The 22,362-nt window shown below is 73.2% G+C and carries 20 protein-coding genes; 6 read left to right on the top strand and 14 right to left on the bottom strand.

Annotated elements, in window-relative coordinates:
- Positions 1-100: 100 nt before the first annotated feature.
- Positions 101-685, top strand: a complete 585-nt coding sequence (locus tag Val02_RS15630) for a TetR/AcrR family transcriptional regulator (protein WP_203899768.1) — start codon at positions 101-103, stop codon at positions 683-685.
- 29 nt (positions 686-714) lie between these two features.
- On the opposite strand, the gene Val02_RS15625 is transcribed toward Val02_RS15630, so the two are convergent.
- The 7 genes from Val02_RS15625 to Val02_RS15595 form a co-directional block, all read right to left on the bottom strand.
- Complete coding sequence (locus tag Val02_RS15625; RefSeq protein ID WP_203899767.1) at positions 715-2,019, bottom strand: hypothetical protein; 1,305 nt, start codon at positions 2,017-2,019, stop codon at positions 715-717.
- Complete coding sequence (locus Val02_RS15620; RefSeq protein ID WP_203899766.1) at positions 2,016-2,354, bottom strand: hypothetical protein; 339 nt, start codon at positions 2,352-2,354, stop codon at positions 2,016-2,018. The genes Val02_RS15625 and Val02_RS15620 overlap by 4 nt, the downstream gene beginning before the upstream one ends.
- Positions 2,355-2,494: 140 nt before the next feature.
- Positions 2,495-3,496: an amidohydrolase family protein gene (locus Val02_RS15615; RefSeq protein WP_203899765.1), complete on the bottom strand. Its 1,002-nt coding sequence runs from the start codon at positions 3,494-3,496 to the stop codon at positions 2,495-2,497.
- Positions 3,497-3,937, bottom strand: coding sequence for a hypothetical protein (locus Val02_RS15610; RefSeq protein ID WP_203899764.1), 441 nt, complete (start codon positions 3,935-3,937; stop codon positions 3,497-3,499). It abuts the gene before it with no gap.
- Entirely contained in the window at positions 3,934-5,004 is a 1,071-nt protein-coding gene (locus Val02_RS15605; RefSeq protein WP_239152951.1) for a PrpF domain-containing protein, read from the bottom strand. The genes Val02_RS15610 and Val02_RS15605 overlap by 4 nt, the downstream gene beginning before the upstream one ends.
- Positions 5,001-5,693 (bottom strand): 4-carboxy-4-hydroxy-2-oxoadipate aldolase/oxaloacetate decarboxylase, encoded by a 693-nt coding sequence (locus Val02_RS15600; protein WP_203899763.1) that lies wholly within the window; start codon positions 5,691-5,693, stop codon positions 5,001-5,003. The genes Val02_RS15605 and Val02_RS15600 overlap by 4 nt, the downstream gene beginning before the upstream one ends.
- A gap of 401 nt (positions 5,694-6,094) precedes the next feature.
- Entirely contained in the window at positions 6,095-9,301 is a 3,207-nt protein-coding gene (locus tag Val02_RS15595) for a DUF4132 domain-containing protein (protein WP_203899762.1), read from the bottom strand.
- Positions 9,302-9,446: 145 nt separating this feature from the next.
- On the opposite strand from Val02_RS15595, the gene Val02_RS15590 reads away from it, so the two are divergent.
- Complete coding sequence (locus Val02_RS15590; protein WP_203899761.1) at positions 9,447-9,593, top strand: hypothetical protein; 147 nt, start codon at positions 9,447-9,449, stop codon at positions 9,591-9,593.
- Between the two features lie 15 nt (positions 9,594-9,608).
- Here the strand turns inward: Val02_RS15590 and Val02_RS15585 are convergent, their stop codons facing one another.
- On the bottom strand, positions 9,609-10,415 hold the full coding sequence (locus tag Val02_RS15585; RefSeq protein WP_239152950.1) for an SDR family NAD(P)-dependent oxidoreductase: 807 nt from the start codon (positions 10,413-10,415) through the stop codon (positions 9,609-9,611).
- Positions 10,416-10,494: 79 nt separating this feature from the next.
- Here Val02_RS15585 and Val02_RS15580 point away from each other — a divergent pair, with 79 nt between their 5' ends.
- Positions 10,495-11,304, top strand: a complete 810-nt coding sequence (locus Val02_RS15580; RefSeq protein ID WP_203899759.1) for a helix-turn-helix domain-containing protein — start codon at positions 10,495-10,497, stop codon at positions 11,302-11,304.
- Here Val02_RS15580 and Val02_RS15575 read toward each other — a convergent pair.
- The 4 genes from Val02_RS15575 to Val02_RS15560 all read right to left on the bottom strand — a co-directional run bounded on the left by Val02_RS15575 (position 11,283) and on the right by Val02_RS15560 (position 16,018).
- Positions 11,283-12,473: a serine hydrolase domain-containing protein gene (locus tag Val02_RS15575; RefSeq protein ID WP_203899758.1), complete on the bottom strand. Its 1,191-nt coding sequence runs from the start codon at positions 12,471-12,473 to the stop codon at positions 11,283-11,285. The two genes, Val02_RS15580 and Val02_RS15575, sit on opposite strands and share 22 nt — an antisense overlap.
- A 76-nt stretch (positions 12,474-12,549) precedes the next feature.
- Positions 12,550-14,655 (bottom strand): hypothetical protein, encoded by a 2,106-nt coding sequence (locus Val02_RS15570; protein ID WP_203899757.1) that lies wholly within the window; start codon positions 14,653-14,655, stop codon positions 12,550-12,552.
- Positions 14,656-14,692: 37 nt separating this feature from the next.
- A complete protein-coding gene (locus tag Val02_RS15565; protein WP_203899756.1) occupies positions 14,693-15,634 on the bottom strand; it encodes an ADP-ribosylglycohydrolase family protein in 942 nt (313 codons plus the stop codon).
- Positions 15,635-15,667: 33 nt separating this feature from the next.
- Positions 15,668-16,018, bottom strand: a complete 351-nt coding sequence (locus Val02_RS15560; protein ID WP_203899755.1) for a putative quinol monooxygenase — start codon at positions 16,016-16,018, stop codon at positions 15,668-15,670.
- A gap of 262 nt (positions 16,019-16,280) precedes the next feature.
- Between Val02_RS15560 and Val02_RS15555 the strand changes: the two genes are divergently transcribed.
- The gene (locus Val02_RS15555) at positions 16,281-17,123 is read left to right on the top strand and encodes a mycofactocin-coupled SDR family oxidoreductase (protein WP_203899754.1); all 843 of its coding nucleotides are present in this window, start codon (positions 16,281-16,283) and stop codon (positions 17,121-17,123) included.
- A 51-nt stretch (positions 17,124-17,174) separates the two neighbouring features.
- Here the strand turns inward: Val02_RS15555 and Val02_RS15550 are convergent, their stop codons facing one another.
- Positions 17,175-17,876: a class I SAM-dependent methyltransferase gene (locus Val02_RS15550; RefSeq protein ID WP_203899753.1), complete on the bottom strand. Its 702-nt coding sequence runs from the start codon at positions 17,874-17,876 to the stop codon at positions 17,175-17,177.
- Between the two features lie 88 nt (positions 17,877-17,964).
- On the bottom strand, positions 17,965-18,573 hold the full coding sequence (locus Val02_RS15545) for a hypothetical protein (RefSeq protein ID WP_203899752.1): 609 nt from the start codon (positions 18,571-18,573) through the stop codon (positions 17,965-17,967).
- Between the two features lie 145 nt (positions 18,574-18,718).
- Between Val02_RS15545 and Val02_RS15540 the strand changes: the two genes are divergently transcribed.
- The gene (locus Val02_RS15540; protein ID WP_203899751.1) at positions 18,719-21,775 is read left to right on the top strand and encodes an AfsR/SARP family transcriptional regulator; all 3,057 of its coding nucleotides are present in this window, start codon (positions 18,719-18,721) and stop codon (positions 21,773-21,775) included.
- Between the two features lie 18 nt (positions 21,776-21,793).
- Positions 21,794-22,261, top strand: coding sequence for a ribonuclease HI (rnhA, locus tag Val02_RS15535; protein ID WP_203899750.1), 468 nt, complete (start codon positions 21,794-21,796; stop codon positions 22,259-22,261).
- The last annotated feature ends 101 nt before the right edge of the window (positions 22,262-22,362 follow it).

Genomic DNA, 22,362 nt, shown 5'->3' with positions numbered 1-22,362 from the left:
GAACCGGAACGGCACGTGCCGTGCCGTTCTGGAGGCGCCCAGTGTGGTCAGGGTGGCGGGATGTTGTCAACGGCACGTGCCGTGCCGTTAGAGTGGCGGCATGAGCGACGACGCCTCACCCTCCAGAGCCGCCGACCGGACCCAGGCGATCTTGCGGACCACCGTGGAACTGGCGCAGGAAGTCGGATACGCCAAGCTCAGCATCGAGGGTGTCGCGGCGCGGACCGGCGTCGGCAAGCACACGATCTACCGTCGATGGCCGTCCAAGGGCGCCCTGTTCCTCGACGCGGTGCTCACGCCGAGCGAGCCCGGACTGGACTACCCCGACACCGGCGACATCGTGGCCGACCTGCGCCGCCAGATCTGTGCGGCCGTCGACCTCCTGGGCAGGCCGCCGCTGGGACCGCTCTACCGGGCGCTGGTGGGCGAGGCCCAGCACAATCCGGCGGTCGCCGCCGCGCTCAACGAACGCTTCATCCGCCCCCAGGCGGACAAGACCGTCGCCCGGCTCAGAAGGGCCCAGCAGCAGGGGCAGCTGTCGGCCGACCTCGACCTCGACGTCGCGATGGACATCCTGTCCGGCCCGCTGTACTTCAGGTTCCTCATCACGCAGGAGCCACTGTCGCACGAGTACGTCGAGCGCGTCCTCGACGCCCTGCTCGCCGGAATGCGGCCGACGCCGTAGGGCCTGCGGCGCCGCTGTCGGGCCGGCGGTCAGTAGTGCAGGCGCTCCTGTTGCACGACGTGCTGCGCCTCGGGTTCGCGTTCGACCTGGCGTTCGGTGCGGCGCTTCTGGTGGGCGGGCGGCGGTGGGGTGCGCGGGGCGAAGACCGACAGCGCGTGTGCCCGCACCTCGTGGCTGACCTCCTGGCGGTTGTGCTCGCCGACCATCAACCCGTCGACGAAGCGGAAGACCCGGGTCGTGCCGGGGCGTTCGTTCAGGTTGCGGGTGCGGCCGTCGCGCCACTCGGGCGTCAGTCCGTGGAACGCCCGCAGCGCCTCCGAACTCAGGTCCGCCACGTTGAGGTGCGAACCCGGTGACGGGCAGACGCACTCGGTGAGCAGCCGCGCGAGCCGGTCGTTCCCCCGGAGAAGCTCGGCCGCCCCGGGCGTGTCGGTGACCACCGAGACGAACCGGTTGACCTGCCGGCCGTGGCTGCCCACCCGCAGCCCGCGCACGTCGAACAGGAGAAGATCGGCCAGCAGCCGCAGGAACGACCCGTCCGGCCCGATCCGCAGCGTCACCGGCTCGGCCCGGAAGAACCACCCGTGCCCGGCCAGCGCGCGGACGAGTTCGCGGCGGCGGGTGTAGTCGCCGGGCGCGGCCTGCAGCTGCCGCAGCGCGTCCCGGACGTCGTGGCGCTCGAGTACCCGGGTGAAGTCGAGGTGCACGTTCGGCGCGTCGGCGACGAAGCGGTTGACCTGCACGTTGTGGTCGCCGATCTGCACGCCGCGGGTGCCGACGAGCCGCAGTTGCCCGGCCAGGTCGGCGGCCCAGCGCGACTCGTCGAGCGGCGGCGGCGCGTCGGCCGTGTCCCGCCGCGCGAGCCCGAGCCGTTCGCAGAACGTCTCCCGCACGTGGTGCGTCAGCGGATCGCCGGCGACCAGCCCGACCCGGGCCGCCACGACCCGCGCCTGCCCGTCGGTGACGCGCACGGCCAGCCCGGCCTCCAGGAGCGGCCGCGGCGTCGACGCCAGGTCGAGTTCGGCGCGGCGCATCAGGTACAGCGGTACCGGGCTCTCCACGAAGTCGACGTACTCGCCGCGCAGCAGCGCCGGCCAGGACGACACCGGGGCGAGCGGGGGAGGGTCGGCGAGCACCTCCTCGTCGATCAGTTCGGAGATCCAGAACTCCGTGCAGGCCCGCGCGTCGGCCAGCACCGCACTCCCGTCGCCCGAACGGCTCGGCGTGACGACCCGCCGCAGCAGCAGCCATCCCGCCTCCGGGCCGGCCGTGGCGTGCGGCAGCCAGACGAGATCCACCCGCACGGTGAACGCCGTGTCCGTGTAGGCGTTCACGAGTAGAACTCCTGCGTGCGCACGGCGGTGACCGGGCGGAGCGCGCCGACCGCGCGGTGCAGCCCGACGATCCGCCGGTGCTGCCGGTCGACGACCGAGGCCACCCGGCGGCTCTCCGCGACGAGCTGCGCCAGCGCGGAGTGCTCCTCGGCGGCGCGCTCGTCGACGGCGTCGACGCGGTCCTCGGTCCATTCCCGCAGCCGGTCCTGAACCTCGATGACCGCGTCGAGGGTGTGTTGCAGCCGATCCACGCGGCGGTACAGGCGCCGCTGCGACTCGGCGACGGCGGCCAGTCCGGCGGCCGTCAGGACGAACAGTGCGATGACCCAGCCCATGCGAACGATGCTGGCACCCCCGCGCACGTGCGGCCCACGCCGTCAGCGGCGTCAGCACGTCGAACGTCGTAACCCCGACACCGCCGCCGCGGTGCGCCACCCCGAACGGGCGGCCGCGCCGACGCCGGTGCGGGCGAGCGTCAGGACGAGGGCGGCGGGCCTGTACACAGTGGACGGTCCGCCAACCTCGGGTAGACCCGGCGGGCGTTGCCCTCGAAGACCAGTGCGCGTTGCGCGTCCGTCAGGGAGAGGGCCTCGACGTAGCGGCGGGTGTCGTCGAAGTGGTGACCCGTCCGCGGGTCGACGCCGCGCACCGCGCCCAGCGTCTCCGACCCGAAGAGGATGTTCGCCACGGGGACGACGTGGAACAGCAGGTCGATCCCGGGCTGGTGGTACACGCAGGTGTCGAGGAAGACGTTGCCCAGCAGGGCCTCCAGCGGCGGCCGGCCGAGCATGTCGGCCAGTCCGCGGAAGCGCCCCCAGTGGTACGGCACCGCCCCGCCGCCGTGCGGGATGACGAAGCGCAGCGACGGGAAGCGGGTGAACAGGTCGGACTGCACGAACTGCATGAACGCCGTCGTGTCCGCGTTCAGGTAGTGCGAACCGGTGGCGTGGAAGTTCGGGTTGGTGACGGCGGAGACGTGCACCATGGCCGGCACGTCGAGGTCGACCATCGCCTCGTAGAGCGGATACCAGGCGGGGTCGGTCAGCGGAGGAGACGTCCAGTGGCCGCCGCTCGGGTCCGGGTTGAGGTTGAGGCCGACGAAGCCGAGTTCCTCGACGCAGCGGCGCAGCTCGGGGACGGAGTTCCCGATCGGGACGCCCGGCGACTGGGGCAGCGCGCACACGGCCGCGAACCGCGTCGGGTACAGCCCGACGACGCGGGCGACGAGGTCGTTCGACGCGCGGGTCCAGGCGAGGCCGGTGCGCTCGTCGCCGACGTGGTGGCCCATCGCGGAGGCGCGGGGCGAGAAGATCGTCGCGTCGATGCCGCGCTCGTCCATGATGCGCAGCTGGTTCGGCTCGATCGACTCGCGCAACGCGTCGTCGGGGATCGTCGGGTAGGGCCGCGTCTGATCCGTGCGCCACTCGGTGTGGGCGGGCGGCGCGGTCGTGTAGTGGCCGTGGCAGTCGATGATCATTTACTCCACCACCGGGTTCCTTGGGTGTGGAAGGACTCGATCGTCCTGAGCCCCCACGCCTGTCCCTTGGCGCGTTCCTCGCGGGTCCAGCTGATCGCGTGCTTGTGCGGCCCCGTCTCGATGTGCACACCGGCGTCGAGGCAGACGTCGGCGGCGCGCAGGATCTCCTCCCGCGAGCGTGTCGCGCAGGTAGTCCGAGGTGCGCGGCACGTCCGCCGTCAGGTAGTTGACGTGGTCGTCGGCCACGTACCGCTCGACGTCCCGGTAGCGGCCCAGTTCGTGGCCGTCCGGGTCGGTGCACAGGTGCGCCTCTTCGTCCACAGTGGACGCCCCGGTCGCCTCGACCAGGCGCCGCAACGCCTCCGGGCCCGCCGCTCGCAGATAGGTGCGGCCGACGTGGGCGATGTCCCGGCGGCGTTCGGGGTCCTGGGTGAGGGTCACTCGGTGGCCTTTCCGGTGCGCGGCCAGACGAGGCCGTCGAAGAGCTTGCGGGCGGTGCGGACCACGGCGGAGCGGCTCAGCCGGGTGTCGACCCCGGTACCGTCGAGGTCGATGTCGACGGCGAGGGTCCCGGTGGGATGTTCGATGTGGACGGTCCCCGGTGGAACGTCGACAAGCGCGGCGACGGTGCCCGGCACGGAAATGCCGGCGGCGACCGACACCGCACCCAGGACGCCGATCGCCGTGTGTACCCGATGCGGGATGAAGGTCCTCGTGGTGACCGTGCCGTCCCGACGGGGTGCGGAGACGATGGACACCTTCGGCACGGTCTTGCCGGCGACGTCGCCCAGCCCCATCGCGGCTCCGGCCGCCCGCCGGATCGCCTCGACGCTGATGCGCACGGCGTCGTTCGCCTCCAGGGCGGTGGGCTCCTCGTCGCCGGCGATCCCGAGGTCGGCGGCGCGCACCAGCACCACCGGCAGGCCACCGTCCACACAGGACACCCGCGCCCCGGCGAACGCGTCGACCAGTCGGCCGGTCGGGAAGAGCGGGGAACCGTTGCCGAAAAACGCGATCGGGATGGCCGCCGCGGGAAACGGCGTGCCGGCCATGAGCGTGTCGCCGTCGTACCGCACCCGGCCGCCGGGCGTGGGAACGTCGGCCGTCGCGTAGCTCACGGAGGGGTTCACCAGACGGATGCGCACGGCGGTCGTGCCGTCGGTGGCGCTCACCAGCCCCCGCTCGACGGCGAACGGCCCCACCCCGGCGAGCAGGTTCCCACAGGTCTGCGCGTCGGTGACGACGGCCCGGTCGGGCACCACCTGCAGGAAGAGGTAGTCGACGTCGGCCTGCCCGTCCGGCGAGGGCGAGACGACGGCGACCTTGCTGGTGAGCGGGTGCCCGCCGCCGATCCCGTCGATCTGCCGCGGGTCCGGCGAACCGAGCACGCGCAGCAGCAGGTCGTCGCGCTCGGCCGGATCGGCGGGCAGGTCGGCGGCGAGGAAGTACGCGCCCTTGGAGCTGCCGCCGCGCAGCTGCATGCAGCGGATCCCGGCAGTGTCGATCATGGGCATGGCAGGCGGTCCACGTACACGACGCCGAGCTTGTCCAGCAACGGCCGCAGCCCGTACATGTCCACGCCGAGCTCGCCGCTCGCCAGGCGGGCTCGCTTGCCGGCCTCGTTGGCGAGGCGCTCGGCGCAGGCGGCGGCCACGGCGGGCCCGGAAGCGGCCGGCAGTGCGATGACGCCGTCGTCGTCGGCGATCACGATGTCCCCGGGGTTGACCAGCTGCCCGGCGGCGACCACCGGCACGTTGACCGAACCGGGACTGGCCTTGACGGTGCCCTGCGCGTGCACGGCCCGCGACCACACCGGGAAGCCCATGGCGCGCAGGCCGGCGAGGTCGCGCACGCCCGCGTCGATGACGGTCCCGACGACCCCGCGCGCGACGAGCGAGGTGGCCAGCAGCTCCCCGAACATCCCGTCGGTCGACGGGGACGTGGTCGTCACGACGAGGACGTCGCCGGGTGCGCACACCTCGACGGCCGCGTGGATCATCAGGTTGTCGCCGGGATGGCACGACACGGTGATCGCCGAACCCGCGACGGCGACGCCCGTCTGGCGGGCCTGGATCCCCGGCCCGAGCAGTCCGGTGCGGCCGGCGGCCTCGTGCGCCGTGGCGACGCCCGCGTCGCGGAGCGCGGCGACGGTCTCGGGTGCGGCACGGTCGACGCTGCGCACCACGTAGTGGGTCATCGAGTCTCCTCACTGCGTACTGCTGTGTCCCCACTGTCTACGCCCCGAAGAATCGTGGTCAAGATTGGCTTCACAATTGTCGACAATCACGCTGGCGTTTGCGGCCCTGCGCATCGGGGCCTGCGGACAGCCCGATCAAGAACGCCGCCGACCTCGCCGGCAAGAAGGTCGCGGCCAACACGCTCGAGAACATCAACACCACGAGCGTCAACCGCGTCGTGACCCGGGCCGGCGGCGACCCTCGGCCATCAGGTACACCGAGCTGCCGTCTCCGCCCGGCCGACCGTCGTGCTGGAGGACGTGCGCGTCGACCTGCCCGACGAGCGCACGTGTACGAGCTGGTGCAGGCCGCGAAGAAGGGCCACCGGCCGGGTGACCCGCATCCGCGCGGCCCGCACGCGCTAGCCGCGAAGTGACTCGATGTCGCGCATCGTCTCCGAGTAGGCGATCGGGTGCAGGTCGCGGAACGACGCCGGCGTGGTCGAGCGCGCGACCACGACCCGCACCCCCCGCAGCCGGGTGGTCCGCTCGCCGGAGAACGGGTGGTATCCGCCGGCCAGTCGCACCTCGACCGTCCGCCCGTCGGCCGTCCACTCGCGCAGCAGGGTGTCGTGCTCCTCGTCCAGGTCCCACCCCTTGGCGGCCAGCGCGTAGACGCGCCCGATCTGGACCCGCGCGTCGACGTACTCCGCCAGCTCGGTCGTGTCGGCGGCGGGTCCGTGCAGCTCCCTTCCCAGCTGGGCGAACGGCTGGATCACCTCGTAGTCCTCGAACACGGTCGACCACTGCGCGCGAGCGTCGCCGAGCTGCCACGGGTGCACCACCCCGACCCGCGCGTCGTCCGCCAGGGCGAACGCCTTGTCGTCCACGTCCGCGAGGCTGCGGTCCTCGGCGACCCGGAACGCCGCGGTGAGGGTGTCGCCGTCGAACGTGCCCCACAGCAGCCGTCGGGTCAGCTGCCACATGAGCGGATGCTCCACCAGCAGCCGCCGGAACTCCGCGACGTCCCACCGCCGGCCGTCGACCATCGCCTCCTCCAGCGCGCGGATGCGTTCGGCCGCAACGGTTTTGAGCTCCTTCTTCAGCTCGGCGAACCGCTCGTACGCGGCCGGCGCGAGGGCCGGGTCGTCGGCCGCCGCGGGCCTCGGCATGCGGGCCAGGCGCTTGCCCTTGCCGTCGACGACGATCGGCGCGAGATGCTCGTCCAGCTCGACGGTGAACGCCCGCGGCCCGTAGTCGAACCCGATCCGGCCGCGCGCGTCCAGCCCGAGGCCGGGCACGATCCGATCGGCGAGCCGCACCGGCGACAGCCCGCGCGCCTCGGCCACCCGCGCCAGGCACTCGCGCGCCATGCGCCGGAAGCCCGCCGTCCGCGCCGCACGCCCCAGCCGGTTGAGCTGGGTCAGCGCGACGTCGGTGCCGATCGCGGCGAGCGCCGTCATGCCGGTGCGCACCCGCATGCTGCTCCCCTTGGCCCACGACGGGAAGAGCGCGGCCAGATCGCTCGCCGAACCGTCGTCGCCGAGCGCCGCGACGGCCTGCAACGCCAGGCCGCTGCGCGACGGGTACCCGGCCACCCGCCACTGCTCCAACAGCCCCCACCCGAACGCCGCCAGATCGGCCGGCTCGCACGACGCGCGCACGTCGGCGACCGACGGGTGCGGTTCACCGATCTTCGACAGGGTGAGCAGGGCGCAGAGCCGTTCGGCGGCGGCGCGGGAGAGCACGCCGCTGCCGTCGCGCAGCCGCACCGGAGGCAGCGACAGCACGACGGCCCACTCCGGCAGCTCGGGAACGCGCACCGCCCGGCCGGCGGCCCCGCGCAGCGGCCCGTCCAGCACGGCCGGCGTGACCCGCTGCACCCCGTCCACCGCATCGCCGGCGCTCGGCACACCGGCTGTCGTGCTGTCGCTGCCCGGTGTGCCGTCGGTGAGGGCCTGCACGCCGAGGATCGCCGCGACCCGCCCGCGCGCCTCGGCGTCGAGCTCGGGCAGCGCCTGCGCCGCCACCGCCGGGTGCGCGAGCACGTGGTTGCGCAGCAGCTCCGCCGCCGTCCCGGCCGGATCGGTCGCGCGCCCGGCCAACACCCGCAGCGCCCGCAGCGGATTCTTCTTCGCGACCGTCAACAGCACCGGCCGGACGTACTTCACGTCGACCCGGTCCACCAGCATCCCGAACGCCTCGTCGGTCGGTATCGCCGCCAGCGCCCCGATCGCCCGCTTCTCGTCGTCGGCGGCGTCGAGGGAGCGGTTGTAGCGCGCGCGTTCGTGCCGGTCCAGCAGCGCGGCCCAGCCGGCTCCGACGCCCGCACCGCCGGAGGCGACGACCGCCTCGGCGCGGGCGCGCACGTCGTCGGGCAGCGCCGCCGCGACGGCCGGGAGCAGCCGCGGCTCGCTCAGCAGCAGCGCCCCGAACAGGTCCGCGTAGATCGCCGGCTCGTTCTCGTTGGCCACCCGGGGCGGCAGGTCCTTCCACCGCACGTACTCCGTCGGCGGCTCCTGCGCCAGCCCGGCCAGCAGCCGCAGCGCCCGCACCGGATACCGCTGCACGGCACCGGATTTCAGCAGGACGCCGACCCGGGTCCGCTCCACCCCGAGCGTGTACCGGCACAGCAGCCGGAACGCCTCGTCCGTCGGCGTCTGCCCGAACAGCTTCACCAGCGGGTCGCCGATCTCCACCGGATCCCGGTACGTGACGGAGTCCGTGCACGCCCGGAACGTCTCCAGGTACGACCTGTCCATCAGGACCGGCACCGCCGCCGGCCCCACCCCGTCGAGGACGGTGCCGAGCGTGTCGCCGCCGTGCTGCCCGGCCGACACGCCGCGCAGCTGCTCCAGGTGCGTGACGCTGCTCGCGGAGCACAGCAGCAGCGGGGCGAATGCCCCTTCGACGCTGCGGCCCGGCCGCTGCGCGAGCCATCCGACCACCGCCGCACAGTCCTCGTCGACCCACGCCGACTGCGTCGGCACCAGATAGGAGGCGACGAGCCGCTGCCGCTCCGTGCCGCGATACCCGCCGAGAACCGCGCACGCGCGCGCATAGCTGTCGTCGTCCACTGTGGACAATCGGGCGCGCAGGGCGCGGGCGACCGCGGCGACCCGTTCGGCGTCGTTGCCGCGCCACATGTCCCCGTAGGTCTTGCCCTTGCTCGGGTCGTCCACCCAGAACTCCGGCGTGCCGACCAGTCCGGCGGCCTCGCCGATCACCCGGACCGCGAACTCGATCCCGAACCGCGCGATCCAGACGTCCACAGTGGACCGGGCCGCCACGTCGTCGCCGTGGTAGTACGACATCGGCGCGAGCGTGCAGCCCACCGCCGCCGCCACCGGGGTGATGTCCTCCGGCAGCGGCGCATCGGCGCGCAGCGCGTCGAGATAGCGCTCGCCCTCGGCCAGCAGCCGCGCGTCGTAGGTGACGGCGCGCTCCTGCGTCGTCTTCGCCGTCCGCCGGTGGATCCTGTCGGAGCTGAGCCAGTCCCGCACGACGGCGGCCGGGTCGGGCGCGGCCTCCCAGGGCACCGGATGACCACCCCGGCGCGGATGGATCCCCTTGCGCCACGGCTCCGGAACGACCCAGGACTCCTCGTCGGGCAGCACGAACTTCGGCATCAATCTCCCCAGATCCCTCGATTACGCACCGCAGGCTAGACCACCGGTGCGACAGAACGCCGGGAGACGGCCGTCGCCTACAGAAAACCTCAAGAACGGCGGGCCGCACGAGCGCGTCGCGGGCGGGTCCGCTCACCATCGCCGCATGGGTATCTTCCGTAGGCGCCGGCGTACCAAGCGTTCCCGCAGCATCTGGTCCGCGATCGCGGACGCCCTCGACGCGGCCTCGTCGAACGACGGTGGCAGCGACGGCGGCGGAGACGGTGGAGGTGGTGGCGGAGGCGGCGACTGATGGGTCCGTTCCGCCTCACGGGTCGGCGGTGGCCGCGACGGTGCGCCACCGCCGCCAGGTGTCGAGGCGTTCGGCGTACGCCTGCTCGGCCAGCGGATACGGGTATGTCCCGAGGAACATCCGCAGCGGCGGTTCTGCGGCGTCGACCAGTGTGAGCATCGCCGCGGCGGTGTGCGCGGGGTCGACCGGGCGGCGTGCGGTCGATGCGGCCCGCCGCGCCGCGCGGAACCCGTCGTAGGCCGGCAGCGGCGCCGCGGTGACGGCGGAGGAGCCGCTCCAGTCGGTGCCGAACGGGCCGGGCTCGACCAGCGTCACCCGGATGCCGTGCGGCGCCACCTCCTTCGACAGCGCCTCGGAGAACCCCTCCAGGCCCCACTTGCTCGCGTTGTACAGCCCGAGCAGCGGCAGCCCGACGAGTCCGCCGACGCTCGACACCTGCACGAGGTGCCCGTTCCCCTGGTCGCGGAGGAACGGGAGTGCGGCCTGCGTGACCCATAGCGGACCGAGCAGGTTGGTATCCAGTTGGGCGCGGGCCTCGTGCTCGCCGATCTCCTCGACGGCGCCGAACAGTCCGTAGCCCGCGTTGTTGAGCACGACGTCGAGGCGGCCGAAGTGGGCGTGCGCGCGGGCCACCGCGGATCGGACCGCCGCGCGGTCGGTGACGTCGAGCGCCAGCGGCAGCACGGCGTCCCCGTAGGTCTCGACGAGGTCCCGTGGCGCGGTGCGTGCGGTGGCCACGACGCGGTCACCGCGTGCCAGCGCGGATTCGGCCCAGACGCGGCCGAGCCCGCGCGATGTTCCCGTGATGAACCAGATCTTCACGGCGTCGATCGTCGGCCGGCCGCGGCACCGTAGCCAGTACCCTCGCACGGTCACCATCGGCGGAACAGGGAGACCCGACGTGCGCGAGGACAACCGGCTGGGCGAGTACCTGAAGGCGCGCCGCGCCCGGGTCACTCCCGAGGCGGTCGGGCTGCCCGGCACGGCGCGCCGCCGGGTCAGCGGCCTGCGCCGGGCGGAACTCGCCGCGCTGGCCGGCGTCAGCGAGCAGTACCTCGTGCGCCTGGAACAGGGCCGCGACCGCCACCCGTCGCCGCAGGTGCTGGGCGCGTTGGCCCGGGCGTTGCGGCTGGACGACGACGGGGCCGCGCACCTGCGCCGCCTCGCCGATCCGCAGCCGGCCCCGGGGACGCCCGAGGTGCCGGCCGACGGGCTCCAGGAACTGCTCGACGCCTGGGACGTGCCGGCGTACGCGCGCGGGCGGCACTTCGACGTTCTCGCGAGCAATGAACTGGCGCGCAGACTCGTGCCGGCACATGCCCCCGGCCGCAACCTGGTCCGCGACGTCTTCCTCGACCCGCGGGCCCGCGAGTGGTACGTGGACTGGCCGGCGGTGGCGGCGCACACGGTCGGCGCGCTGCGGGCCGCCGCCCTCGACGAACCGTCGCTGCGCGAACTGGTCGAGGCGCTGGTGCGGGAGAGCCCGACGTTCCGGGAACTGTGGGCGCGGCACGACGTGCGGCCGACCCGCGACGAGACGAAGCTGTTCCGGCATCCGGTGGCCGGGGTGTTCGCGTTGCGGCGGCACGTGTTGCAGGTGGCCGGCACCCACGGGCAGGTGATCATCGCCTACCGCGCCGGTGACGGTCCCGCCGCCGACGCGCTGGAACGCATCCGGCGAACCGGCGATCAGTCGGCGATCGACTGGTAGACCAGGGTCCAGAAGTCCTGCGTCAGCGGCAGCCTCGGGTCGCTGGCGTGCGCCCGCTGCATGACGAGCAGCGCCGTCAGGTCCTCGACGGGATCGTTCCACCAGATGGTGCCGTAGAAGCCGTTCCATCCGTAGCTGCCGACCGAGGGGCCGAGGTGCGTGCGGCGGGTGCGCACCGACATGCCGTAGCCCCAGCCCAGGGCGTCGAAGTAGCCGGGCCAGAACCCGGAGACCGCCCGCTGCTCGGCGGTCAGCTGGTCGCTGGTCATCAGCGCCACCGCCGGCCGGGAGAGCACCCGTTCGCCGCGGTAGGTGCCGCCGGCGAGCAACGCCTGGGCGAAGGTGAGGTAGTCCTCGGCGGTGGAGACGAGCCCGCCGCCGCCCGACTCGAACGCCGGCGGCCCGCTGTACCGCCCGTCGGGGGCGTCCTCCACGACCGGTTCGCCCGTGGCGGTGGTGTCGCGGTCGTAGGCCGTCGCGAGCCGGCCGAGGCTCTCGGCGTTCACGCTGAAGGTGGTGTCCCGCATGCCGAGCGGCGCGCAGATCCGCTCGCGCAGGGCGACCTCGACGGACGTCCCGGTGGCCCGGGCGATGAGCACGCCCGTGAGGTCGGCGGCGGTGTCGTACATCCAGCGTTCGCCCGGCTGGTGGACGAGGGGGAGGGCGCCGAGCCGGCGCAGCCACTCGTCCGGCGTCGTGCGGCGCACGGTGGCCAGCGCGTCGGCGATCGGGACCGTGCCCGGCTCGGCCGGGACCATGCCGGTGCCGAGCGTGCCGTCCAGGAGGTCCCGGACGGTGATCGGGCGATTCGCGGGAACGGTCCGGTCCAGCGGCCCGTCGGGGTCGACGAGCACGCTCATGTCCGCCAGCTCCGGAAGAAGGGCGTCGACCGGCTCGTCCAGGCGCAGCGTGCAGTCCTCGATCAGCGTCATCGCGCAGGCGGCGACGATGGGCTTGCTCATCGAACCCATGCGGCAGATCGTGTCGCCCGCCATGTGCCGCTGCGCTCCCGCGCCCTCGAACGCGAGCGTGCCGATGGTCTCCGCATACGTGTCGCCGTGGCGGGCGAGAACGGCCGTCACGCCCGGGACGAAGCCGGAGTCGACCTGCCGCTGGAGGAACTCCCGCAGCCGGACCAGCCGTTTCGGCGAAAAGCCACCAGCGCCCACGCGTCTCCTCCTCGGGTCCTTTCGCAAGCTACCCGACGGGTACGGTCTGCGTTCGTGTCCAGGCTCCCGCGCCGGCTCACCCCAGGGCCGCGATCGCGGCGCGCACGCCGGCCAGGTAGGTGTCGTCGCGATGCCCGAGCCAGCGGTCGTCCCGATAGTCGAACTCGTCCACGAACGGGCACCGCGGATGGGCGGCCGCGGCGTGCAGTTCGTCCCGCGCGGCGGCGGCCGGCGGACCGATCTCGGCCAGCAGGTCGAGCGCCTCGCGCCAGCGTGGCCCGGGCGGCCGGCCGGTGACCTCCCTGAGCAGCGGCGCGACCAGCCCGTCGACGTCGCCGGTCAGCCGCCAGATGCCGCGCGCGGCGGGCACCCGCGTGCGGGACGTCGGATCGGCCAGGAACGGGCGCAGCAGCGGCGCGAGCGACGCGTCGCCCAGTTCGACCGCGAGAGCGATGGCCGGCAGTCCCGGGTACTGCGGGGTGCGCTGGCGGAACTGCGTTCCCGCGAGATCCAGGACGGTCCGCACGGTCGGCAGCACCTCCTCCGGATCCGCCGTCCACCGCCACAGGGCGCGGGCCGGGCCGATCAGGTCGGCGCGCAGGGCGACCAGCCCGCGCACCTCGGGCAGCAGCTCCCGACCGTGCTCGCCGAGCGCGTCGAGGAGCGCGACGGCGCCGTCGTGCGGCAGGTCGTAGAAGCCGCCGGTCGGGCGGCCGCGCAGCACGGCGAGCGCGGCCCGCGCCGCGTCGAGCGCCGGTGCGGGATCGCCGCCGATGCGCAGGACGGCGATCCGTTCGGCGACGTGCGGGACGCGCCGGTTGCCGTACTCCTTGACGACCGGTGGCCCGTCGAGCGCGGCACGCAACCGCGGCAGGATCTCCGACGCCGCCGGGCCGATCGCCGTGAGCGCGTCGAGCGCCCAGGCGCCCAGGTTGGTGTCCAGCAGGTCCCGCAGCTGCGGGACGGCCGGCGCCGCGTCCGCGCCCCAGGAGGCGAGGAGATAGATGCCCCACCGGTGCCAGGTTTGCGGATCGGTCGCGGTGATCGCGTCCATGACTTCGCGGTCGAACGGGATGTGCGCCTCGTACAGCGCCTCCAGAGTGCGTTCGACGTCGGCGCCGGTCCTGAGGCGGGCCGCGGCAAGGGCCGGCCAGCGCGGATCGTCGAACCGCACCAGTGCACCGAGCCCCGCCGGGGCCAGCACGGCCTCCTGAGCGAGCGCGTCGGCGGCCGGACGGGCGGCCGCGCCGGCCTCGGACAGTGCGCGCGCCGCGTCGCGGCGAACCTGCGCCGAACCGTCGGCGAGCGCCCGCGTCAGCATCGGCACGAGCGGTTCGCGCGCCCGCCGTTCGGCCCGGACGAGGAGAACCGTCGCGGCGGCGGCCTGTTCGCGCACGGGGTCGGCCGAGGAGGCCAGCAGCATGCCGAGAACGGCCGCACCGTCGGCGCCCTTGTCGCCAAGCCCGGCGATGAGCTCCTGCAACGGGCTCGACCGCCAACCCCACCACCAGCAGCTCGAAAGCGGTTCGCCGCCGTCCCAGGCCTCCCGGACGGCCAACGTCGCCGGCTCGTTCCACGGCTGGTCAGAACGCGCCAGGATCAGCGCCGCCGCCGCGCGAACGGCCGGGTGCCGGTCCGCCCCGAGCGACTCGGCGACCAGCGGCGTCTTCCTGTCCAGCCACTGCACGGCGGCCAGCAGGCGCGCCCGCAGCTGCGGCTCCGGCTCGACGGCGAACCGGGCGCGCAGGCGCGGCAGCGTCCGGCGCTTGCTCTTCGGGCACTGCGACAGCGCGAACGCCACCCCGTCGCGCACCTCCGCGTCGGCCTCCTCCAGCAGCGGCGTCAACCGGTCGACCTCGGCCTCGACGGCGGCCCGCACGGCGGCGACGTGCTTCGTGCGCTGGTTGTTGAACGCGGCCAGTTCGCCGAGCATCCGGGCGAGACCGCCCCGGTGGTGCGTCGCGCCGTCGCACAGCAGCGCCGCCACGAACGGCACCGCCGGCGCACTCGCCGAGTAGGTGGTGCCCTGGTGGATGATCCAGCCTTCCAGCCGCCCACGCGCCTTCGCGGCGGTCTCGGCGTCCCGGTCGGCGAGCGCGCGGATCAGTTCGGGAACCTCGCCCGCCGGGCCGTACGCGCCGTGCAGCGTGGTCCAGTCGATCGCGTCGAGACCCTCTAACACGGCAGCGACCGTACCGCGTATTTCCGTTCTGTAAAGGTCAGGGTATGCGGGCCGACCAGGACGGCAGCGGTTCGCGGGAGTCGAGCCAGGCGCGCGGCACGCCGGTGACACCGGGGCGCTCGCCGATCGCGGTGTACGCGGCGACGACGCCGCCGGCGATGGCGGCGGTGGTGTCGATGTCGCCGCCGGCCTCGACGCAGGCGGTGATCGCGGCCGGGTAGTCCGCCAGGTGGCGGGCCGCCACCCAGAGGGCGAACGGCACGGTGTCCTGCGCGGTGACCCGGGAGCCGTTGCCCAACTCGTAAGCGGCCTCCGCCGCGGTGGTCCGCGCGGCCAGGAGCCGACGCGCCCGCCGCATGCCGCGCTGCAACTGTTCGCCGGCCGGGTAGGGATCGAGCCGTGCGAACAGCTCCTCCGGTGTCGGCCGCGAACCGTCGAGCCGGGCCGCCGCGGCGTGCGCGGCGAGGACGGCGACCAGGACCGCGCCGGCGATGCCCTCCGGGTGGGAGTGGGTCACCTCGGCCGACGCGATCGCCTGTCGCGCGGCCTGTGCCGGTCGGCCGGCGTGGTAGGCGCCCAGCGGGGCGACCCGCATCGCGGCGCCGTTGCCGCACGATCCCTGCCCCGCGAACGCCGCAGCGGCCGCCTGCCGCCACGGCACACCGGCGCGGATCTCGTGCAGGATCGCCGCCGCGCCGGCTCCGTAGCCGCGGCTCGGCTCGTACCGCCGCGCGAACAGCGCCGCCAACCGGTCCCGCCCGATCTCGCGATGATCGCGCAGCTCGGTCACGACCGTGCACGCCATGTGCGTGTCGTCGGTCCACTCCCACGGGCCCACCGGCGGGCGGCCGGCGACCAGCTCCGGCACCGAACGTCCGACCATGAAGAACTGCGCGCCCAATGCGTCGCCGACCGACAGGCCGTGCAGGCTGTCGTAGCAGATGTCGAGCCGTGCCGACTCGTAAATGACCGCGCGCATGTCGGGTCGATTATGCCCGATGGCGGGTACGCCTCAACAGCCGAGTACGCACGGATTCGGGTGCCCGGACCAGGGAAGTCCCGGCTCCGGGACCCGGTGCAGGACGGTGGTGACCGGCCGGCCGACGAGCATCGATTGCGTGGTCGCCACATAGCGGCGGAAGTAGGGCCGCTGCTGGATGACGTTCACGAATTCGTCGCGATCCCGCCACTTCTCGAAGAACACGAATCGGCCGGGTTCCTCGGCGGACTCGGTGGTGTGCAGGTAGGTATTGGCGGGCTCCCGGCGGGCGTGCGCCAACACGTCGGCCAGCGCCGCGAGGAAATCGGCCCGTCTTTCGGGCTTGACGGAGAAGGTGACGAGCTGGTTCAGCGGACGGCCCATGGACCCTATTGGAGCACCACTGTGGTCACCGTAACAATGGTCGGCGGGAATTACTCGCGGTTCTCCTAGTGTGCGAAATAATGGGCAGTCGTCGTTTCCTCGATAAATGCCGTGTCAGGGCGTGGGGAGTACATCCTGTCGCCCCTTTTGGCGTTGCAAAGGGTCGTTACGTTTGTCTGCGTGCCACCTCGCACGACAAATAGTTGCGATCGTGGAAAGCGGTTCGACGTATTCAGATCAGACGTTGAGACAGGAGAACGGCATGACCACCGCTCAGGAAATCACCAGTGCCGAAAAGGGTGGCGGCCGGCTGGCGCGCAAGGTCGTCCTGGTCACCGGGGCCGGCCGCGGCCAGGGGCGTAATCACGCCATTCGGATGGCCGAGGAGGGCGCCGACATCATCGCGGTCGACATCTGCGGCCCGGTCGCCGGGATCGAATACCCGATGGCGTCGGAGGAGGACCTCGCGCTCACCGAGAAGATGGTCCGCGACCGGGGCCGGAGCATCATCACGTCGAAGGTGGACGTCCGCGACCTCAACGCCCTGACCTCGGCCGTGCAGGAGGGTGTCACCGCGTTCGGCCGGCTCGACGTGGTGGTGGCGAACGCGGGGGTGATCACCGCCAGCCGGTTCGAGGAGCACAGCATCCAGGAGTGGGAGGCAAACCTGGGGGTCAACGTCGTCGGTGTGCGTAACACCCTCCTCGCGGCAATGCCGCACCTGGTGGCGGCCGGGGGCGGCTCCGTCGTGACGATCAGTTCGGTCTCGGGCCTGGTCGGCGGATCGCTGCTCTCGGCGTACATCGCGTCCAAGCACGCGGTCGTCGGGCTCACCCGGGCGTTGGCCATCGAATGGGGCGTTCACCGGATCCGGGTCAACACGGTCAGCCCCGGCGCGGTCGCCAACACCGGCATCGCGACCCACCTCCAGCCGCTGTTCCAGGGACTCAGCGAGAAGGAGCGCTCGGCCTTCGCCACGGCGTTGCCGAACCCCCTCATCATGCGCGACGACACCTCCGCGGCGGTGATCTACCTGGCTTCGGATGATGCGCGCAACGTCACGGGCACGGTGATGGAGGTCGATGCCGGCCTGGTGGCGATCTGACGCAACGGTCGGGGCCGCCGGGCACGACATCGCCCGGCGGCCCGACCGCCGCTACAGGTCGGCGGTGAGGACGAAGAACAGGAACGACAGGAACGCCGTCCGGCCGTGCAGGTGTTCCGGCAGCAGGTCGCGGGGAGTGTCCGGGGAGAACGGCGGCTCGCTGACGACGGCGATGCGGAAACCCGCCTCGGCGAACGCGTCGGTCATGGCGTGCAACGGCCGGTGCCAGTACGTCAACACGATGTTCCGGCCGTTCAACGTGAGCTCGTCCGAGTGTTGCGCGACGGCGAAGTAGTCCGCGTCCGGGTTGAACACCTTGTAGACCGTCGGGTGGTTCACCGACAGGATGAGGCGGCCGCCCGGCTTGAGGACGCGACGCAGTTCGGCCAGGGGTGCGGTCCAGTCGCGCAGGTAGTGCAGCACGAGGGAGGCGACGGCGTCGTCGAACGTGTCGTCGGCGTAGGGCAGCGGCCCGCTGAGGTCCGCCACCCGCAGGTCCGCGTCCGCGCCGAGCCGTCGCCGGGCCAGTTCGACCATCGCGGGGCTGGCGTCGAAGCCGGCCATGACGGCGCCCTTGGCGCGCAGCGCCGCGAACAGGGGACCGGAGCCGCAGCCGGCGTCCAGGATCCGGCGCCCGTTGACGTCCCCGGCGAGATCGATCATCGCCGGCCGCTCGTAGTGGGCGTTGAGGAGGCTCGACTCGTTCTCGTTCGAGTACTCCTCGGCGAAGGCGTCGTAGCCGTCGGGTCGCATCGTGGTCTCCTGTAGCCGGCGGTGGGTGCGACGACGGTAGCGCGTGTGCGGCCGCCCGGTGGGGCGACCGCACACGGTGTGCCGTGGATCAGATGTGCGCCAGGTTGAGACTCGTGCAGTTGTTGGCGGGATCGAACGCCCAGGCGTCCATGATGAGGCTGAACCGTGTGGCGTGCTTGTAGCCGCTCTGCAGCAGCCCGTACTTCGTGTAGCGGTACGAGCCGTCGGAGAACCTGTTCCAGATGGAGGAGGGTCCTCCGGTCACCCGGTTCCAGATCGACCAGGTGTGGTCCTGGAACACGGTGTTCTCGAACCGCCAGCCCTGGCACCAGGCGTAGTCGCCGCCCATGAACACGCCGTAGCCGGAGTAGTAGTCACCGGTCCAAATACACATCTCCCGTGCGAAGCAGTCCGACTCGTAGGCCGGGTAGAGGATCAGCGCGTACGGCGTGGCGGCCGCGCTGAAATCGGTCGTGGGCGAGACCTCCTGGGCCGAGCCGTCCGGCTGGATGCGGTAGGCCTTCTGGACCCGCGCCGCGCGGTCGGCGGCGGCGCCGCTGTCCGTCGCGCGGGTGGGCTCGCTCGGCGCGGCGTGTGCGGCCGGAACGCCGACCAGCATCGCCGACACGAGCGCTACGGCGAGCCCGAGGCCGGCCGCGACCCGTCGGGCCCTACCCGCTGCTGCTGTGAACTTCACCGGTACCTCCTGGAGTGGTGGAAAAGCTGTGCTCGACTCTGGAGGCGCCGTCTGGTTGGCGACCTTACGACCGTCTTATCGCCGCGCCTGCGTACGATCCACCGATACCGATTGATATCGACGCCACTGCGGTCACGGGGGAGGCATGGCGGAGGTTCGGCTACTCGGGGCGGTGCAGCTGCGGTCGAAGGACGGGCCGCTGGACCTCGGTCCGCCCAAGCAACGGGCGGTGTTCGCCGCATTGGTGGTGGACGCCGGTCGCCCGGTGGCGGTCGACACGCTGGTGGCACGCGTCTGGGACGACCCGCCGCCGGCCGAGGCGCGCAACGCCCTCTATGCGCACATCATGCGGATCCGGCGGCTGCTGGCCCGCGTCGCCGAGGCCGACGGCGTCGCGCTGCGGCTGGACCGGCGTCCCGGCGGGTACGTGTTCGACATCGACCGCGACCGGGTGGACCTGCACCGCTTCCATCGCCTGGTGGAGCGGGCCCGCGATCGCGGCCACGACGACGGCCGCCGCGCGGAGCTGCTGCGCGAGGCGCTGGAGCTGTGGCGGGGCGCGCCCGTGGCGGACCTTCCCGGCCCGTGGTTCGCCCGGTTGCGAGAGACCTGGCGTCAGCACCGGGTGGACGCCGTGATCGCGTGGGCAAGGGCGGAGACGCGGCTGGGTAACCACGAGGCCGTCGTCGGCCGGTTGCGCGACGTGGCGGTCGATCATCCCTTGGTCGAACCGCTGGCGGCGGCGACGATGCGGGCACTGCACGCCGCCGGCCGGGGAGCCGAGGCGCTGGAGCACTACGCGGCCGTCCGCCAGCGGCTGGTCGACCAGCTGGGCACCGACCCCGGCCCCGAGCTGCAACGGGCGCACCAGGCGATCCTGCGCGGCGACAGCCGACCGGAGGCCGGGCCGGACACCGCGCGGCGGCCCGACGGGCGGGTGCCGAGACAGCTGCCGGCGCCGCCGCAGATGTTCACCGGCCGTACCCGCGAACTCGCCGAGCTGGAGCGGCTGCACGACGCGTCCACGGTGGTGATCAGCGCCATCGACGGGATGGCCGGCGTGGGCAAGTCGGCGCTCGCCGTGCACGCGGGACACCGCCTCGCCGGCCGGTATCCGGACGGCCAGCTCTTCATCGACCTGCACGGCCACACGCCGGGGACCGCGCCGCGCGAGCCGGGCGAGGCGCTCGACCAGCTGCTGCGCGCGTTGGGCGTTCCCGGGACACAGATCCCGTCCGGCGTGGCGGAACGCGCCGGGCTATACCGCACCCGGCTCGCGGATCGGCGGATGCTCGTGCTGCTGGACAACGCCGCCACCGAGGCGCAGGTGGCGCCGCTGCTGCCCGGCGCGCCCGGCTGCCTGGTCCTGATCACCAGCCGGCACCGGCTGGCCGGCCTCGACCGGACCGGCACGCTCTCCCTGGACACCCTGCCCACGTCAGACGGGGTCGCGCTGTTCACCCGGAGCGTCGGCACGGACCGGCTCGCCGACGAGCCCTCCGAGCTGCTGGCCGAACTGGTGGAGCTGTGCGGCCGGCTGCCGTTGGCGATCCGCATCGCCGCGGCCCGGCTGCGTTCGCACCGCACCTGGGACGTCTCCCACCTGGTGGCCCGGCTGCGCGACCGGCAGCACCGGCTCGGCGAACTGGAGGCCGGGCAGCGCAGCGTCACCGCCGCGCTCGACCTCTCCTACCGGCACCTGGCCCCGCCGCAGCGGCACGCCTACCGCCTGCTGGGCCTGCACCCCGGCGTCGACATCGACCCGCACGCCGTCGCCGCGCTGCTCGGGTCCACCGTGGCCGACGCGGGGCGCACGCTCGACCGCCTCCTGGAGGCGCACCTGCTCCAGGAGCCCGTTCCCGGCCGATACCGGTTCCACGACCTGACCCGCGCGCACGCCGCGCACACCGCGGCCGACGGGCCGGCCCCACCGGCGGCGGACGCCGCGTTGACCCGGCTGCTTGACCACTACCGGCACACGGCGCTGCTGGCGATGGACGTCGCCTACCCGTCCGAACGGGAGTACCGCCCGCGGCTGCCTCCCGCCGACCCGCCCGGTTCGCGGCTGACCACGCCGGCGGCGGCGTGGGAGTGGCTCGACGCCGAACTGCCCAACCTGCTCGCGGCCGCCACGTACGCCCACGCGCACGACCGGCCGGAGCACGTCCTGCACCTGTCGGCGATCCTGCACCGGCACCTGCGCACCCGGGGCCGGTACCGGGACGCCGAGACCCTGCACCACCAGGCCCTGACCGCGGCCCGCGGCACCGGCCGGCCCGCCGACGAACTGGCCGCGCTGAACGGCCTCGGCCACATTTACCGTCAGCAGGGCCGCTACGCGGAGGCCGCCGACCACTTCGGCCGGGCGTTGCGGACCGGCCGGGAGACCGGACACCGCGCCGCGGAACTGGCCGCGCTGAACGGCCTCGGCCAGATCTACCGGCGGCAGGGCCGCTACGACGAGGCCGGCGACCACTGCCGGCAGGCCCTGGAGATCGCCCGCGCGATCGGCGATCGGCCCGGCGAGCTGGACGCGCTGAACGGCCTCGCCCGGGTGCACTGGGTGCAGGGCCGCTACGCGGAGGCCGCCGACCACTTCGGCCGGGCGTTGCGGATCGCCCGCGCGACCGGCAACCGCCCCGGCGAGCTGGACGCGCTCAACGGCCTCGGCCAGATCCACCGGGTGCAGGGCCGGCACGCCGAGGCAGCCACCTACTTCCAGCAGGCGCTGCCGGCCGCCCGCGTCACCGGCAACCAGGTCGGCGAGCTGACCGCGCTGACCGGCCTCGGTCACATCTACGGCCGTCAGGGCCGGCAGGAGCAGGCCGCCGCGCACTACCGGCAGCTGCTCGCGCTGGCCCGCCGCAACGACGACCGCAACTTCGAGTTCGAGGCGCGCCAGGGCCTGGGCCGGCTGCGCCACGCCGCCGGCGACTCCGATGGGGCGATCGCCCACCACCGCCGCGCCCTCGCCCTGGCCGGCGAGCTCGGCCAGCCCGCCGATCAGGCCCGTGCCCACGACGGGCTCGCGCACGCCTATCACTCCCTCGACCAGCCGGTGCGCGCCCGTGAACACTGGCGCGTCGCGCTGGACGTGCTCACCGGCCTCGGCCTGCACCGCACCGACGACGAGGAGACCACCATCGCCGCCATCCGCGTACACCTGGGGGCCCTCGACCGGCCCGGGACCCCGAACGGGTGATCACGGTAGGTTGTCCCGATGACGGGCACGGTGCGGGTACAGATCTGGACCGACGGCGCGTGCCGCGGCAACCCGGGGCCGGGCGGCTGGGGTGCGCTGCTGCGCTACGGCGCCGCCGAGCGGGAGCTGTGCGGCGGCGAGGCGACGCCGACGACCAACAACCGGATGGAACTCACCGCGCCGATCCGGGCACTGGGCGCACTGACCCGCCCCTCCGTCGTCGACCTGCACACCGACAGCACGTACGTGCGCAACGGCATCATGTCCTGGATGGCGAACTGGAAGCGCAACGGCTGGCGCACCAAGGACGGCCAGCCGGTCAAGAACGCCGACCTGTGGCGCGAACTCGAAGCCGCCGTCGCCCGGCACGACGAGGTGGTCTGGCACTGGGTCAAGGGCCACGCCGGCCACGTGGAGAACGAACGCGCCGACCGGCTCGCCGCGCGCGGCCAGCGCGAAGCCCTCGAGGCCCTCGGGACCCGGTGACGCAGAGGGCTGAGCGTCGGTTCTGTCCAAGACAGCGGCCGCCGGCGGTCCCTAACCTGACGGGCGTTGCCTGAGGCGTTCGATCGTGAGGAGAGACGGGA

Origin of the sequence: Virgisporangium aliadipatigenens, assembly GCF_016863615.1 — a bacterium.
Taxonomy (GTDB): Bacteria; Actinomycetota; Actinomycetes; order Mycobacteriales; family Micromonosporaceae; genus Virgisporangium; species Virgisporangium aliadipatigenens.
Note: the sequence above shows the minus strand (reverse complement) of the source record. Positions and strands in the feature narration are given on the sequence as shown.

Coding starts and splice junctions, on each gene's coding strand:
- Val02_RS15630 (WP_203899768.1), top strand. CDS start 101: ATGAGCGACGACGCCTCACCCTCCAGAGCCGCCGACCGGACCCAGGCG.
- Val02_RS15620 (WP_203899766.1), bottom strand. CDS start 2,354: ATGGGCTGGGTCATCGCACTGTTCGTCCTGACGGCCGCCGGACTGGCC.
- Val02_RS15615 (WP_203899765.1), bottom strand. CDS start 3,496: ATGATCATCGACTGCCACGGCCACTACACGACCGCGCCGCCCGCCCAC.
- Val02_RS15605 (WP_239152951.1), bottom strand. CDS start 5,004: ATGATCGACACTGCCGGGATCCGCTGCATGCAGCTGCGCGGCGGCAGC.
- Val02_RS15600 (WP_203899763.1), bottom strand. CDS start 5,693: ATGACCCACTACGTGGTGCGCAGCGTCGACCGTGCCGCACCCGAGACC.
- Val02_RS15595 (WP_203899762.1), bottom strand. CDS start 9,301: ATGCCGAAGTTCGTGCTGCCCGACGAGGAGTCCTGGGTCGTTCCGGAG.
- Val02_RS15590 (WP_203899761.1), top strand. CDS start 9,447: ATGGGTATCTTCCGTAGGCGCCGGCGTACCAAGCGTTCCCGCAGCATC.
- Val02_RS15565 (WP_203899756.1), bottom strand. CDS start 15,634: ATGCGCGCGGTCATTTACGAGTCGGCACGGCTCGACATCTGCTACGAC.
- Val02_RS15560 (WP_203899755.1), bottom strand. CDS start 16,018: ATGGGCCGTCCGCTGAACCAGCTCGTCACCTTCTCCGTCAAGCCCGAA.
- Val02_RS15555 (WP_203899754.1), top strand. CDS start 16,281: ATGACCACCGCTCAGGAAATCACCAGTGCCGAAAAGGGTGGCGGCCGG.
- Val02_RS15550 (WP_203899753.1), bottom strand. CDS start 17,876: ATGCGACCCGACGGCTACGACGCCTTCGCCGAGGAGTACTCGAACGAG.
- Val02_RS15540 (WP_203899751.1), top strand. CDS start 18,719: ATGGCGGAGGTTCGGCTACTCGGGGCGGTGCAGCTGCGGTCGAAGGAC.
- rnhA (WP_203899750.1), top strand. CDS start 21,794: ATGACGGGCACGGTGCGGGTACAGATCTGGACCGACGGCGCGTGCCGC.